Here is a 16,136-nt window from a genome sequence, read left to right as displayed (position 1 = left end):
CGGACAAGAAGAAAAAACTTGGGATGAACCCCGCTACGTAGAATTCGAAGTTCGTAGCGAGACGCAACACTAAAATATGAGGCGAACGATGTCGTTAAACATGGCGACTGCCATTAACGTCATTAATATGCCAATGCCTGCACGTTGGGCAATTTCGCCAAACCGCTCAGGAACCGGACGCCCTGTCAAAACTTCCACCGAATAATACAGCAAAAGGCCCCCATCTAAAACTGGGATAGGAAGCAAATTCATGACACCTAAACTGATGCTGATAAACGCAATGAAACTGAGATAGCTAATTGCGCCAACGCGCGCTGTTTGCCCCGCGTAATCCGCTATAGTAATCGGACCGGTAATATTTTTCCATGAAACCTGCCCAACTATCATTTTTCCTAGCATCTTTAATGTCAAGACGCTGCTATCCCACGTTTTTTCGGCGCCTTTTGCCACTGCTGCCAGAGGAGTGCTACTGGCGACAATCATTTCTGGCATTAAAGGTACCTCTACTTTAATTAGCCCAAACGTCTCGCCTTTACTCATTTGCGAGACGGGGGTGACGTCGAGTTGAAACACCTGCCCTGCTCTGACGCCAGCGATAGTGAGTTTTTTACCTGGCGAGGAACGTACCTTCTCAACCAATGCCAATCCGTCAGAGACAGCGACGCCATTCACACTGGTGATCAGATCGCCCTCCCGCAAACCAGCTTTCATGGCCGGCCCATCGGGAATCACTTTGCCGAGCACTGCTTTTGGCCGTGCTAATGAAATGCCCAACTTGCCTAAAAAATCACCTTCAAGGTCCTTGGCATTAATGCTGCTCAATGGCAATGTGACAGTATCTAATATGTTTCCGCCGGTAGGCCCTGCATTAGGGTGTTGCACGTCCAGCGTGACACTGCCTTTTTCGAGTGCAGCCTGCATCAATTTCCAACGCAGGTCTGACCAGATCTGGATAGGCTCGCCATTCACTGCGGTAACCAGTTCACCACCGCGTAAGCCGGCCTCGTAAGCGACCGACTGCTCAGCAACGGCCCTTAATTTAGGGGTCGGCTCAGGGATGCCGTGAATGTATAACCCGGCAAACAGCAGTATAGCGAGTAGAAAATTGGCAATTGGGCCAGCGGCAACAATCGCCATCCGTCGCCAAACCGACTGGTGAGTGAACTCACGCTTAAGATCGGCAGCAGACATGGTATTAATATCTTGCTCGCGGGCATCGAGCATCTTCACATAGCCACCCAGCGGTAACAGAGATATTGCCCACTCGGTCTGGTCGGGGCCAAAGCGGCGCGAGAAAATTACCTTGCCCATACCGACTGAAAACCGCAGAACCTTGACGCCGCAAAGGCGCGCGACCGAATAATGGCCTAGCTCATGGATGATCACCAGTGAGCCGAGCGCCACCAAAAAAGCTAAGATTGTTTGTAGGAAAACCATCAGGAGATAAATGAGCGAACTGCCAGACGAGCCAGATGATCCTGCTCGAGCAGTGAGTTAATGTCGGTCACCGTGCACACTGGCAACTTATCCATGGTACGAGCAATCAATTGATCTATCATCCGAAATCCGATTCTTCCATCAAGAAACGCTTCGACAGCAACTTCATTCGCTGCGTTCAACACCGTTGCCGCAGATCCTCCGGCCATGAGTGCATCATACGCGAGTTTCAAGCACGGAAAACGTCCCAGGTCGGGCTTAGTAAACTGTAATTGACCAATTATAGTCAGATCAAGCGGGGCAACGCCAGAGGAAATCCGCTCAGGATACGCTAAAGCATTCGCAATCGGGGTTCGCATGTCCGGGTTTCCTAGCTGCGCCAGGACAGATCCATCCACGTAGGAAACCATTGAATGGATAACACTCTGGGGATGGATAACGACCTCGATCTGGTTGGCCGACGCGCCGAATAGCCAATGCGCCTCAATGACCTCAAGACCCTTGTTCATCATGGTAGCCGAGTCAACGGAAATTTTTCGGCCCATCACCCAGTTCGGATGGGCAACGGCCTCCGCCGGCGTCACAGATTCGAGCGTTTCAACAGCCCGGCCAAGAAATGGACCACCCGAGGCGGTCAACAGAATTTTGACAATCCCCATGGCGACCGGATCGCGCTGATAACCGTGGGGCAGGCATTGAAAAATGGCATTATGCTCGCTGTCGATCGGTAGCAGTGTCGCGCCCGCGTGTTGTACGGCGTCAATAAACAGCTGTCCCGACATGACTAATGCTTCTTTGTTCGCTAATAGGATCTTTTTACCCGCGTGCGCCGCCGCCAACGATGGGGCCAGGCCGGCCGCGCCGACAATGGCCGCCATTACCGTATCACAAGATCCCGAACTGGCAACCTCACATAATGCTTGCTCGCCATAGAAAACCTGGGTTTTCAGCCCCTTGGAGAGCAACAGGCGCGACAATTGTGATGCGGATTGTGCGTTTCCCACCACGGCAACTTGCGGCTTGAATTGCTCACATTGTTGCGCGAGTTGTTCGACCTTGCTATGGGCGGTTAGCGCATACACCGAATAACGCTCGGGATGGCGTGCGAGCACATCGAGCGTAGATACACCGATAGAACCGGTTGAGCCGAGAATCGTAATATTTTGCATGAGTGACCTTAAGCCTGAATTCGGCAATTGACCGCTCCGTTTGTCTGGAATGCCGGATGGACTGTGAATTTCTTTAATTCCATCAAATGCTTCGACTGCCTGAAAGCGCTATTGGTGACTACCAGAATCGGGCTTCGGGTTTAGAACCAGTAACCCAATAGCGCTACTAGCGGAAGCACAGGGATCAGCGCATCGATTCGATCTAACACACCACCATGTCCAGGTAAAAGTTGACTGCTATCTTTGAACCCTGCCCGGCGTTTTAATAATGACTCAAATAAGTCGCCGACGACACTCGCCATCACTAATATTGTCATGATACCGAATAACCCGGCCCATCCCCATACAGCATACAACTGCACCGGAAAGGTATCCGCCAAGGGTATCGCCGCGGGAGAAATGCAAATGACACTGGCGATCAGCAATACCAGGACCCAGCCACCAAGGGCACCCTCCCACGACTTACCAGGGGAAATTGATGGGGCCAGCTTGCGCTTTCCAAAGGCTTTGCCGCAGAAATACGCGCCAATATCGGCTACCCACACAATTGCCATTACTGAAAGCAAGTAAATTGGAGAATGCAGGAAAAGTCCGAGGATAGCAAGAAAACAACCAAAAATAGAGATTGCATACGTGATGCCCACGATGCGATTGCCAATGCTGTTGAGTGGCGGCAACCCAAGACCTAAGGAAGGTGTAAAACGCAGGCACCAGAGCGCTACGCAGAGTGCGAACAATGAACCTAGATTGGCACCATTGCCTTTTATCAACACTAAGATCAGGAGGATCATCGCGGCGGCGGCACAAGCCACGGCACGATTGCCGGTCGCGCCAAAAATGCGTGCGCATTCCCAAATGGCGGCAGTAAAAAAAAGCACCACGACGATGGCAAAGGCAGGAAAATAATTGAGATAAAGAATCGGCAATAGGACTGCCAATAGTAGCAACGCTGTAATGACACGCGTTTTTAGCATCAGGATGCCTTTTTTTGTTTTACCAATTGTTCACTAGTACGCCCAAACCGTCGCTCACGTTGCTGATAAGAGGCAATTGCCTTATCGAGCTCCGCTGCATCGAAATCAGGCCAGTAGGTGTCGGTAAAATAGAGTTCGCTGTAAGCTAGTTGCCATAGCAAAAAATTTGAAATTCGTTGCTCGCCGCCGGTCCGGATAAACAAATCCGGTTCAGGGGCGTATGCCATCGCCAGATGCTGCGCCAGTTGATCCTCTGTGAATGGCGCGTCGTTTCCCGCAGACTCTTGAGCCAGCATCTTTTGCACAGCCTGCATGACATCCCAGCGGCCGCCGTAATTTGCACAAATAGTGACTGTCAAATTGGTATTATTGGCGGTTTTTCGCTCGGCATTGGCAATCATGTCTTGCAATTTAGCGTCGAACCGACTTAAATCACCGACCACTTTCAGGCGAATACCATTGTTGTGCATTTTGCCGACTTCACGCTCTAGCGCGGTGACAAAAAGACGCATCAACAGCGACACTTCTTCTTCCGGACGTCGCCAGTTCTCAGAGCTGAACGCAAATAGGGTGACAAACTCCACACCGCGGTTAGCGCACGTTTCGACTATATTACGCACAGCCTCAACGCCTTTTCCATGGCCCGCAAAGCGCGGCAAAAATCGGCGTGTGGCCCAACGCCCGTTACCGTCCATTATGATGGCTATATGCCTAGGCACTGCCGGGCTAGACGGCACTGAAAGCGTCGAACTTGAATAGGTCATGAAAAAATGAATTAGAGTGATTGTTTAGAGCCTGCTGCTTCGAGTCGCTCGTAAGGTTCTGAGAACCTATCTGGAATCTTACTACGCAGACTTGATCGGGGCGCATAAGCTGATCAAAAAAGTCACTTATCGAATAATTTCTTCAGATAAACGTCCGTTTTCTGCAGCTTACCACCCCATTGAGGGCCGCTCACAAAGATCCAGAACCGGATCTCAGGCATCCTGCGATACGTTAGACCGTGAGAATTTCTTTTTCTTTGTCCACGACCTGTCGATCTACATCAGAGACTGCTTTGTCCGTCAATTTCTGAATTTCGTCCTGCGCACGACGTTCGTCGTCGTCCGAACATTCTTTATCCTTGACGAGCTTTTTTAACCCTTCGTTGGCATCCCGGCGAATATTTCGTATCGCAATCTTGGCGTCTTCGGCTTCGCTTTTTACAAGTTTCACCATTTCTTTACGACGTTCTTCCGTCAATGCAGGAGTTGGTACACGAATGATCTCCCCTTGCGTTGATGGATTCAGGCCCAAGTCGGCTTCCCGGATCGCTTTTTCAATGACAGCGATCATTTTCTTTTCGAATGGCTGCACGCCGATGGTCCGCGCGTCAATCAAGGTCACACTGGCAACCTGAGTCAATGCGGTCGGGCTACCGTAATATTCAACTTGTACATGGTCCAGAATGCCGGTATGGGCACGACCTGTACGTACTTTCGCCAAGTCTGCGCGCAGAGTCTCAAGGGACTTTTGCATTCTCAGATCGGTACTTTTTTTAACGTCAGCAACGCTCATGCTGCTCTCCTATTCTTTAGCCGTAGGCTTTAATCTTTGAAAAACTTAATGTGAAACCTAAATAATACTGACTGACACCATCCGCCGCTATTTCGAGAGACCAATTTTGATATTTTGGTTAAAGGCGCCACGTAAAGGCTGTGCGGTATTGTATTCCACGTTGAACACCCTTACTGCGCCTCTGCCATCTACCAGATTGATGCCTTAAACGTGTACCAAAGTACCCTCGTCTTCACCCATAATCACACGCAACAGGGCGCCTGGCTTATTGATTGAAAACACTTTGATTGGCAACTTTTGATCACGGCACAATGCAAATGCCGTGGCATCCATTACCTGAAGGTGCTTAGTAATAACTTCGTCAAATGTAATAGTAGTATACCGAGTCGCAGCAGGATCCTTCTGAGGATCAGCACTATAAACTCCGTCAACTTTCGTCGCTTTTAGTACTATTTCTGCGCCAATTTCGGATCCGCGTAAAGCTGCCGCGGTATCCGTGGTAAAAAATGGATTACCGGTTCCTGCCGCAAAAATCACAACTTTATCTTCTTCCAGGTATTGCAACGCCTTTGGCCGCACATATGGCTCAACGACTTGCTCAATACTGATCGCCGACATGACGCGCGCGGTCAATCCCGCCTGACGCATGGCATCTGCCAACGCCAGTGAATTCATCACCGTGGCCAACATTCCCATGTAATCTGCCGTGGCCCGATCCATTCCTTCTGCACCCGGTGCGACTCCGCGGAAAATATTACCGCCGCCAATAACGATGGCAAGTTGCACGCCTAATCTGGCAATTTCGGCCACATCGGACACCATACGGTCAATGGTCGCTCGATTAATGCCATAGGCATCATTACCCATCAGGGCTTCACCGGAGAGCTTAAGGAGAACACGCTTATATGCTGGTTTGGTCATGGTCTGAGTCCTTGGTTCTTCCGATTAACAATTAATTATTACGTATTTTTATTATTTCGCTAGCTATTCCAGGCCGCACTTCCAAGAAAGTGCAAATGGTCATTTAATTCAGGCCTGCACTACGATTTTTGTATTACGATTTTACTTGATGAATTCAGCTAAGCCGGCCACCGCAAATTCACTGTTGAAATAAGCACCGGCTGACTTCACAAATCCTGACCGCGCCCTTTAGTCCACGAATGCGAGAAAAGATTCCCTACACCCAAAAAAACGGGCCTTGCGGCCCGCTCTTTCGTAATACTTAGGCTTGTCCGGCTGCAGCAACTGTTGCCGCAACCTCTGCAGCAAAGTCATCCACTTTTTTCTCAATGCCCTCACCGACAACAAACATCGCAAAAGACTTAACACTGGCATTCGCTTCTTTAAGCATCTGTTCAACCGTTTGCTTGTCGTTTTTGACAAATGACTGATTCAACAAAGAAACTTCTTTCAGAAATTTCTGTACCGAGCCTTCAATCATTTTTGCAGCGATTTCAGCAGGCTTGCCAGATTCGGCGGCCTTCAGCGTCGCAACCGAGCGTTCTTTTTCAATTAACTCAGCAGGCACCTGGTCTGACGATAACGAAACCGGCTTCATAGCAGCGATATGCATAGCAACGTCTTTACCGACTTGCTCGTTCGCAGCATCGTACTCGACCATTACGCCAATGCTGGTGCCATGGATATAAGATGCCAGCTTGGCGCTAGTTTCAAAACGTTGAAAACGACGAATCGACATGTTCTCACCGATACGGCCGATTAATTCCGTACGGCAAGATTCGACAGTACCACCATTTAACGGCAAAGCCGATAACGCGGCAATATCGGCCGGGTTATTTTCCGCCGCCAGTTTGGCGCAAGCATTGACCAATGCAATGAACTCATCGTTTTTAGTAACGAAGTCAGTTTCGCAATTAACTTCGACCAATGCGCCGACGCCGCCCGTGATATAAGCGGCAACAACGCCTTCTGCAGTGATACGTGAAGCGGCTTTAGAAGCCTTTCCACCCAATTTCACACGCAATATTTCTTCTGCTTTGACCATATCGCCATCGGCTTCGGTCAACGCTTTTTTGCATTCCATCATTGGCGCATCAGTTTTTGCGCGCAATTCACCAACCAGTGCTGCAGTAATAACTGCCATATCAATCTCCTAGAATTGGTGCGGAAGAATCCGTTCGCCGTCTGGTTACCTGAACCGTTCGCAAACCGCCCTCCACACCATCAGTCAAAAATATTCGGGATATACAAAAAAAGGGGCCATTGCTGCCCCCTTTTTCGGTTGAAGTACATTACTTCAATTTCAGGAATTACGCCTGATCGTTAACCTCAACAAACTCATCACCAGCGTTGGCTTTGATTAGCTCAACGATGTCATTGACGGCGTTAGCACGCCCTTCAATGATTGCATCAGCTACACCACGAGCGTACAACGCAATCGCTTTAGACGAATCGTCGTTACCAGGGATGATGTAAGTTACGCCTTCCGGGGAGTGGTTAGTATCAACAACGCCGATAACCGGGATACCCAGTTTTGTAGCTTCAGTGATCGCGCCTTTATGGTAACCGACGTCGATAACAAAGATTGCGTCAGGAATGCCGCCCATATCCTTGATACCACCAATAGCTTTTTGCAGCTTGATCATTTCACGCTGAAACATCAGACCTTCTTTTTTGCTCAGATTTTCAACTGAACCGTCAGCGATCGAAGCTTCCATTTCTTTCAGGCGCTTGATCGAAGTCTTGATAGTTTTGAAGTTAGTCAGCATACCGCCCAACCAACGTTGGTCAACGAAAGGCGAACCTGAACGTGCAGCTTCAGCAGCGATAATTTCGCGCGCTTGACGCTTGGTACCGACAAACAGGATGTTGCCGCGATTGGATGACAATTGGCGAACATACTTCATCGCCTCTTGATACATACCAAGGGTTTTTTCCAGATTGACAATGTGAATTTTGTTGCGATGACCGAAGATGTACGGAGCCATCTTTGGGTTCCAGAAACGAGTTTGATGACCGAAGTGGACACCGGCTTCCAGCATTTCAAGCATTGTTACGGACATAATTTTCTCCAGGGTTGGGTCTGGAATCTGCTCAGTCACCAAACTTGTATGAACAAGAGGGGCACCCTTTTCGAGCGGATTCGCGATTTAAAACAACGATTGATACATCTAATGCACATCTAAACGCGCATTTAAAACGGCAAGCAACGACCTTGGTTTGCGTCGTATTTCACTTTAGCTACCTATGAAACTTACCACTGCCTGAATAGCAATTCCGGCCAGCCCAAGATTCTACCTCAAAACAGGACGATACTTCAAGTGTCCGATACCTGTTTTAAGCGAAACGGAGCTAGCTCGTCTATAATCAGCGTTAAACAAGGCTAGTATTCGCTTTAATATGGCCAGCTGACAAATCTCAAAGGTAAATCGGCCCGACTCTGGCCGAATTCGATTTGTGGTTTTTTCGATATTATTCTGCATTTTTTACCAAAATTTATTCACCTATGTCCTCAATTTCAATTAAAACAGCCGAAGATATCGCTGGCATGCGCATCGCTGGCAAATTGGCTTCGGAAGTCCTTGATTTCATTACCCCTCACGTTAAGGTGGGGGTAACTACCGGTGAGCTGGATCGCCTCTGTCATGAATACATGACAAACGTACAAGGAACTATTCCGGCCCCCTTGAATTATTGCCCTCCTGGCTACACTCCTTATCCCAAAGCCATCTGCACATCGGTGAACGATGTGATTTGTCATGGCATTCCAGGCGATAAAGTGCTCAAAAACGGCGATGTCGTGAATCTTGACATTACCGTTATCAAGGATGGCTATCACGGCGATACCAGTCGCATGTTTTATGCTGGCGAACCTTCTATCATGGCGAAGCGACTTGGTGACATCACCTACGAATGCATGTGGCTTGGAATCGCCAAAATCAAACCCGGCGCGCATTTGGGCGATATCGGCCATGTGATACAACAGCACGCAGAAAAAGCCGGATATAGCGTCGTCCGTGAATTTTGCGGGCATGGCATCGGCAAGGTCTTCCATGAAGAACCGCAAGTACTCCATTATGGACGTCCGGGCACCCTGGAAAGATTGGAAGCAGGTATGATTTTTACCGTTGAGCCAATGATCAATGCTGGCCGACGCGACGTTCGTGAAATGGGCGACGGCTGGACCATACGCACCAAAGATCGTAGTTTGTCGGCTCAATGGGAGCACACCGTTCTCGTGACGGAAACGGGATATGAAATTCTGACCAAATCGGCCGGAACACCACCTCCTCCCGCTTTCATTGCATAAGATAATCTTGCAAAAAATTCATTACTTATAAATCATCACATATAATCGGGCATCATTGCGTCTGGGCGGTCTTTCGTTACAGAAAGGCTCCTAGGCGGCTCGCGGGTTCAAAATTGTCATTTAGCGTCTGTAATGAATGAAGTTAGCGAATGTAATAAGCGTCATGTTAGTGGGCGTAGAATTGTAATAAACAAACGATTTTGTAGCCGGTACAACCGCCCTTTTCGCTTCCTTTAGCATCGCTATGTCGACACTTGCCAAAACCTTAAAAAATCAACTTAAAACCGAACGGCAATCCGTCATCAATGCTTTTTTGCTCAACGGTAAACCGGAACCGTTACTGAAGCAATTACGACAAAGCGTCGATACTGCGCTGACTTTGGCCTGGAAGCTACTTCAGTTACCTGCATCCGCTGCTCTGGTAGCCGTGGGCGGTTACGGACGGGGCGAGTTATTTCCACACTCAGATGTTGATCTATTAATTTTATTAGAAGTCCCCCCGGACGCCGATTTAAAAAATAATCTGGAACAACTCGTTCAATTGTTCTGGGATATTGGCCTGGAAATCGGTCACAGTATCCGGACCGTCGACGAATGCATGACAGAGGCTGCGGCCGACATCACCGTCAAGACCAGCTTGCTCGAAGCTCGGCTGGTGACTGGCAACAAGCCTCTTTTCACCGAATTACAAAAGCGCTACAACGCGGCGATGGACCCTCGTGCTTTTTTCCAGGCGAAAAAGCTCGAGATGCGCCAACGCCACGTGAAGTTCGAAGATACAGCATTCAGCCTCGAGCCAAATTGCAAAGAAAGCCCGGGCGGCTTACGCGATTTGCAAGTCATCTTGTGGGTTGCTAAAGCCGCTGGCTTAGGCGATTCCTGGGCGCAATTAGCAAAACGGTCGCTGATTACCGCAACCGAAGCCCGCCAATTGCGGCAAAAAGAGCGCGCCTTTAAAGACATCCGCATTCGGCTGCATATTCATACAAATCGCCGCGAGGATCGATTGGTGTTTGACGTTCAGACGCCGATTGCTGAGACTCTGGGCTTCAAGACGACGGAAACCAGGCGCGCAAGTGAATATCTGATGCAGCGGTATTACTGGGCTGCCAAGGCAGTAACCCAGCTTAATCTGGTTCTTTTGCAAAACATTGAGGGGTACTTGTTCCCGCAGCCGAATGTCCCCCGGCCAATTAACGCCCGCTTTAATCAAATTAACGGTCTGATTGACATCGCGACCAATGATCAATTTGAGACCATGCCGTCGACGATGCTTGAATTGTTCCTGTTGATCGCTCAGGATACACAACTTAAGGACATGACCGTGCGCACGCGGCGGGCGCTCTGGCATGCCCGCGCGAAAATTGATGCGGCTTTCCGTCGCAATCCTGCCAACCGCGCATTATTTTTGCAGATTATTCAGGCACCTCAAGGCATCACGCACGCATTGCGCGGGATGACTGAGACCGGCGTGCTGGGACGCTATCTCCCTAACTTTCGGCGTATCGTAGGCCAGATGCAGCACGACCTTTTTCACGTCTACACCGTTGACCAGCACATTTTGATGGTCGTGCGGAATGTGCGCCGCTTCACGCTTAGCGACCATGCGCACGAATATCCTTTTTGCAGCCAGTTGATTGCGAATTTTCCGCGTCCCTGGATACTTTATATCGCTGCGTTATTTCACGACATCGCGAAAGGTCGCGGCGGCGATCATTCTCAACTTGGCATGGCCGACGCTCAGCAATTTTGCCAGCAACACGGGCTGACGGTCGAAGACACCGAGCTCGTCGTGTTTTTGGTGCAGCAACACCTGACCATGTCGCAGGTAGCGCAAAAGCAAGATATGTCGGATCCCGATGTCATTTTGGCTTTCGTCAAAACGGTCAAAGATGAGCGCCATCTGACGGCACTCTACCTGCTAACGGTCGCCGATATTCGCGGTACCAGTCCTAAGGTATGGAACGCCTGGAAAGGCAAATTGCTGGAAGACTTATATCGTATTACGCTACGCGTATTGGGCGGTGAAACCCCCTCTGCCGACCGCGAATTAAAGAATACGCAAGAAGATGCATTGAGAACTTTGCGCTTATATGGCTTGCCAAACGATGCGCATGAGCCTTTGTGGGAGCAACTCGACGTAGCGTACTTTTTGCGCCATGACGCCGCCGATATAGCGTGGCAAACACGCTCCTTCTACACGCTGGTCAATAGCCCTAAACCGATCGTTAAAGCGCGACTGGCCCCAATTGGGGAGGGCTTGCAGGTGGCAGTTTACACGCCAGACGAGACCGATTTATTCGCGCGTATTTGCAGCTATTTCGAAAGCAAAAACTTCAGTATTCTGGATGCAAAAATTCACACCACCAAGCATGGCTACGCGCTCGATACGTTTTTATTGAGTGCGCCATTGTTCGCCAAACATTACCGCGACATCATTAATCTCATCGAGCACGAACTAACCGAACAACTTGAGGCGCGCGTTCCACTGCCCTCGCCCACTCGCGGCCGCTTGTCGCGGCTATCGCGCACGTTTCCGGTGACGCCGACCGTGGACTTGCAGCCTGATGAGCGCGGGCAATATTATTTATTGGCCATCACGGCGAATGATCGTGCTGGATTATTGTACTTAATCGCGAATGTGCTCGCAAAATACAAAATTAATTTACACACGGCTAAAATCATGACATTAGGCGAGCGCGTCGAGGACGTGTTTCTCGTCGATGGCAAGGCCCTTAGTCATAACCGCCTTCAATTACAACTGGAAACGGACTTGCTCGACGCTTTGCAGGTTTAGAGTTAGCGCCGCGGTCTGTTTTAGCTTTCCCCATTTATTTTAAAGGAGTACCTGATTAAGTAGAGCAAGTTCTGGCGCAGCGTAAGTCTCTGTTGCTTCGTTCGAAGCGCACGATGGAAATGCAGTCGTGCTCAGCAGTTGTCCTCAACTATAAGAGTATGATCGCACCGGGCCCCGCCGCACCAATGTAGCTGTCCGAAGCTTGATACACTACCTTATACAGAACTTCCTCCACTGATTTGCATCATATGACTGAACTACTACGCCTTTCCAAACGCATGTCCGAACTCGGCCTGTGCTCGCGCCGTGAAGCTGATGAATGGATTGCCCGCGGCTGGGTCCGTGTGGATGGCATCATCATCTCCGAACTTGGCAGCAAAGTACTCCCGCACCAACACGTCACGGTTGAACGCCAGGCCAGTGCCGAACAGGCTAAACGTGTCACCATTCTGATCAACAAACCGATGGGATATGTCAGCGGTCAGGCGGAAGACGGTTACAAACCTGCTGTGGTGTTGGTCAACGGCGCCAGCCGCTGGAAAGAGGATCAGTCCATCCAGGAATTTCACGGTAGTCAACTGCGCCATTTGGTGCCGGCCGGTCGACTGGATATTGATTCTGTTGGCTTATTAGTGTTAACGCAGGATGGCCGCATTGCCAAAGAACTGATTGGTGAAGACTCTTCCATCGACAAAGAGTATTTGGTCCGTGTCCAATATTCGCATGGTGCAAAGTTACCCGACAGCGAACTACGACGCCTTAATTTTGGCTTGTCTCTGGACGGTAAACCGCTAAAGCGCGCCATCGTCAAATGGCAAAATGAGGATCAATTGAGCTTCACCCTGAGGGAAGGCAAAAAACGCCAAATCCGGCGCATGTGCGAGCTGGTTGGTTTGAAGGTGACAGGATTAAAACGCATCCGGATCGGTAAAATCACGCTAGGAGATTTACCGACGGGGGAATGGCGTTATTTGAACATTGACGAGAGTTTTTAAACAAAAAGAGGCGCACACCTGCTAATGAATGTGGCGTCGCTTAATCGCAAAATCTTTGCACGATTATAATAACGAAATAGTTATTTTCTGCGAAAAGCGCCCTAAACTCCGGTGATCCAAGCAAAATTCATCGAAAATTACAAAAATCGATCCAAAATTTTGCGGCTGACCTTATCCAGGGTGAGCAAATCCCGGATGACAAAATGCACACCGTGGTTATCGGCGATCAGTAATGATGCTCCGGCCAAACGGCGGATGTCTTCCTCGCCTTTTAACGTAAAAATAGCCTCGCCGCGATTGGTAGTCACTGTCCAGTTACTCGGCGTTGAATAGCTGGACACATGTCGAATTCTGGTGATCTCGGGCATAAACTCGCGTCTGCCTAACTCCTGCTCAACCATAGAACGGGTTTCTTCTGGCAGATCGCTTAATTGATCGATCCATGCCAGTTCCTGCCCGTTTGCAGCCACAATGGATACGCCCTCATCTGCTGCGCTTATCGGAAAGGCGCGCACCGGCAGAACACCTTGATAGACCTCACCGTCGGCCGTCGTCAAGACTAGCCGGCCAAACGTATTCAGCCTCAAACGGAAATCATGCAGTGTCATTGTTGTCATCTTATGTAGTGGTCTCGGCGATCTTGCTGCTGATGCTGTTCCAGTTTTGCAACTCAGGTTCGTCATCGACGTTGCGCAATTGCGCTTGATAGAGGCGGTAATAGGCGCCCTCGCATGCCATCAGTTCGTCATGGTTACCGACTTCAACAATCTCGCCGCGATCCATCACCACCAACCGGTCCGCCTTGCGCAGCGTCGAAAGGCGATGGGCAATGGCGATCGTGGTACGTCCCTGGACCAGATTGTCCAGCGCCTTCTGAATCTCTTTTTCGGTACTGGTGTCGACGGAAGAAGTGGCTTCATCCATGATTAAAATCCGGGGATCGATCAACAAGGCGCGCGCAATCGAAATACGCTGACGCTCACCGCCAGACAATGCCTGGCCACGCTCTCCGACAAGCGAATCGTAACCTTGCGGCAACCGTAAAATAAATTCATGCGCATGCGCGGCACGGGCCGCGGCCACCACTTCTTTACGGGTTGCTTCAGGCTTGCCATAAGCAATATTGTCGGCGATAGTGCCGAAAAACAAAAACGGCTCCTGCAAAACCAGACCAATATTACGGCGATATTCGGTGATCGGTAGCGAGCGAATATCAACGCCGTCGAGCTTGATCGCGCCTTCCGAGACGTCGTAGAAGCGACAAATCAAATTGACCAAGGTGCTCTTGCCAGAGCCGCTGTGGCCGACCAGACCGATCATTTCACCCGGTTTGATCGATAGATTTACGCCACGCATCACTGAGCGATTGCCATAGCGGAAGCCGATGTCACGTAATTCGATGGCCCCCTGGACGTTCTCGATGTGCACCGGATTTGCTGGCTCAGGAACGCTCGATACGTGATCCAGAATCTCAAAGATACGCTTGGCACCGGCTGCGGCCTTCTGCGTCACCGAGACTATCCTGCTCATCGAATCAAGGCGGGTATAGAAACGGCCGATGTAAGCCAGAAAAGCGACTAATACCCCAACCGTTATCTGGTTTTGCGATACTTGCCAAATACCGAAAGCCCACACCACCAATAGGCCTATTTCAGTCAAAAAAGTGACGGTCGGCGTAAACAACGACCAAATTTTATTCACTTTATCGTTGACCAGCAAGTTGTGTCGGTTGGCCTCCTTGAACCGAGATGCCTCACGCTTTTCCTGCGCGAACGCTTTCACCACCCGAATGCCCGGAATGGTGTCTGCCAGCACGTTGGTGACTTCCGACCAGATACGATCAATTTTTTCAAAACCATGACGTAAGCGATCACGCACGAGGTGAATCATCCACGCGATAAATGGCAGCGGTAACAAGGTCACTAACGCTAACCAGGGATTAATTGAGATCAGAATTGCTGCGGTCATCAGCATCATGAGGACGTCAATGGCGAAATCCAGCAGATGCAGCGATAAAAAGACACAAATACGGTCAGATTCAGATCCGATGCGCGCCATCAAATCACCGGTACGCTTGCCGCCGAAGTACTCTTGCGATAAGCGCAATAAATGTTCGTAAGTGGAGGTGCGCAAATCTGCGCCGATACGCTCACTGACAATTGCCAAAATGTAGGTACGCGCCCAGCCCAATGACCATGCGACCAATGCAGAGCCCAATAAACCTGCCATATATAACTTCACCAATCCGACGTCTATTGGTTTGCCATTTTGATATGGGATGAGAATGTTATCCATCAACGGCAACGTCAAATAAGGCGGTATCAAGGTTGCCGCGGTCGAGGCTAGTGTCAGTAAAAAGCCGAATATCAACGACCATTTGTATGGCTTCGCAAAGCGCACCAGCCGAAATAGAGCCCAACGTGTAGACGCCTCGTCCTTTTTTTCCGGACAGATTGCGCAGGTATCTTCGCCTGGCGGAAGCGGAGCCTGGCATTGCGGACAAACGCCTTCATCCGGATAGTGCACGGGTAGGCCCGACAGATGCGCCTCTAATTGCTGCTCAAAATGGTTAATCAATCGCAAGGCGATGACGTTCAATCCCAAGGTGTAGCGCCAGCACGCCAAACGTTCTTGGGCATCAACCAGCTCCAGACTACCGATACCGGCATGGTCAAAATGACGTAAAGACAGCCCCGCGGAATAGGACCAGTGCGTCCAGTCTGCATCCGACGCCATTTTTGCCAATACACGCCGATCAGTCACAACCACTAAACCACGCGTAAAATGCAAGGTGGAATCAATATCCAGCTCTAACCAGGCGGCGATTTTTTCATCGGGCGCAAGTTGTGCGGCGACCTCTATGCTCCACCGGTCGGGCATTGATTGGGTGACACTTTGGGATGGTGTTATCGGGCTAAGGTATTCGCTTGTCATCTG

At 49.9% G+C, this 16,136-nt stretch carries 13 protein-coding genes; 3 read left to right on the top strand and 10 right to left on the bottom strand.

All coding sequences use genetic code 11. From position 1 onward, the window contains the following. Window positions 1–69: 69 nt before the first annotated feature. The 8 genes from rseP to rpsB form a co-directional block, all read right to left on the bottom strand. On the bottom strand, window positions 70–1,437 hold the full coding sequence (gene rseP, locus JQN73_RS17950) for an RIP metalloprotease RseP (protein ID WP_205320331.1): 1,368 nt from the start codon (window positions 1,435–1,437) through the stop codon (window positions 70–72). Then, window positions 1,437–2,606, bottom strand: a complete 1,170-nt coding sequence (gene ispC / locus JQN73_RS17945) for a 1-deoxy-D-xylulose-5-phosphate reductoisomerase (protein WP_205320330.1) — start codon at window positions 2,604–2,606, stop codon at window positions 1,437–1,439. Before ispC ends, rseP begins: the two co-directional genes overlap by 1 nt. A gap of 140 nt (window positions 2,607–2,746) precedes the next feature. Further along, a complete protein-coding gene (locus JQN73_RS17940; protein WP_205320329.1) occupies window positions 2,747–3,580 on the bottom strand; it encodes a phosphatidate cytidylyltransferase in 834 nt (277 codons plus the stop codon). After that, window positions 3,580–4,344, bottom strand: coding sequence for a polyprenyl diphosphate synthase (gene uppS / locus JQN73_RS17935; RefSeq protein WP_205320328.1), 765 nt, complete (start codon window positions 4,342–4,344; stop codon window positions 3,580–3,582). The genes JQN73_RS17940 and uppS overlap by 1 nt, the downstream gene beginning before the upstream one ends. 232 nt (window positions 4,345–4,576) lie before the next feature. Then, a complete protein-coding gene (frr, locus tag JQN73_RS17930; protein WP_205320327.1) occupies window positions 4,577–5,137 on the bottom strand; it encodes a ribosome recycling factor in 561 nt (186 codons plus the stop codon). A 204-nt stretch (window positions 5,138–5,341) separates the two neighbouring features. Further along, on the bottom strand, window positions 5,342–6,058 hold the full coding sequence (gene pyrH / locus JQN73_RS17925; protein WP_205320326.1) for a UMP kinase: 717 nt from the start codon (window positions 6,056–6,058) through the stop codon (window positions 5,342–5,344). Window positions 6,059–6,359: 301 nt separating this feature from the next. After that, entirely contained in the window at window positions 6,360–7,241 is an 882-nt protein-coding gene (gene tsf, locus JQN73_RS17920) for a translation elongation factor Ts (RefSeq protein ID WP_205320325.1), read from the bottom strand. Window positions 7,242–7,407: 166 nt separating this feature from the next. After that, entirely contained in the window at window positions 7,408–8,160 is a 753-nt protein-coding gene (gene rpsB / locus JQN73_RS17915; RefSeq protein WP_205320324.1) for a 30S ribosomal protein S2, read from the bottom strand. A gap of 431 nt (window positions 8,161–8,591) precedes the next feature. Here rpsB and map point away from each other — a divergent pair, with 431 nt between their 5' ends. From map to JQN73_RS17900, 3 genes are all read left to right on the top strand, one after another. Continuing rightward, window positions 8,592–9,407 (top strand): type I methionyl aminopeptidase, encoded by an 816-nt coding sequence (map, locus tag JQN73_RS17910; protein WP_255542236.1) that lies wholly within the window; start codon window positions 8,592–8,594, stop codon window positions 9,405–9,407. Between the two features lie 244 nt (window positions 9,408–9,651). Beyond that, window positions 9,652–12,204, top strand: coding sequence for a [protein-PII] uridylyltransferase (locus tag JQN73_RS17905; RefSeq protein ID WP_205320322.1), 2,553 nt, complete (start codon window positions 9,652–9,654; stop codon window positions 12,202–12,204). 248 nt (window positions 12,205–12,452) lie between these two features. After that, window positions 12,453–13,199 (top strand): pseudouridine synthase, encoded by a 747-nt coding sequence (locus JQN73_RS17900; RefSeq protein ID WP_205320321.1) that lies wholly within the window; start codon window positions 12,453–12,455, stop codon window positions 13,197–13,199. A gap of 137 nt (window positions 13,200–13,336) precedes the next feature. Here the strand turns inward: JQN73_RS17900 and JQN73_RS17895 are convergent, their stop codons facing one another. Both JQN73_RS17895 and JQN73_RS17890 read right to left on the bottom strand, forming a co-directional pair. Then, window positions 13,337–13,807 carry a DUF1854 domain-containing protein gene (locus JQN73_RS17895; protein WP_205320320.1) on the bottom strand — a complete coding sequence of 157 codons (471 nt, stop codon included), beginning with the start codon at window positions 13,805–13,807 and terminating at the stop codon, window positions 13,337–13,339. A 10-nt stretch (window positions 13,808–13,817) separates the two neighbouring features. Further along, on the bottom strand, window positions 13,818–16,079 hold the full coding sequence (locus tag JQN73_RS17890) for an ABC transporter ATP-binding protein (RefSeq protein WP_370551372.1): 2,262 nt from the start codon (window positions 16,077–16,079) through the stop codon (window positions 13,818–13,820). Between the last annotated feature and the right edge of the window lie 57 nt (window positions 16,080–16,136).

The sequence above is a fragment of the Glaciimonas sp. PAMC28666 genome, assembly GCF_016917355.1.
Lineage (GTDB): Bacteria > Pseudomonadota > Gammaproteobacteria > Burkholderiales > Burkholderiaceae_D > Glaciimonas.
The sequence above is the reverse complement of the archived record's forward strand: the minus strand, read 5'-3'. Positions and strand labels throughout refer to the sequence as shown.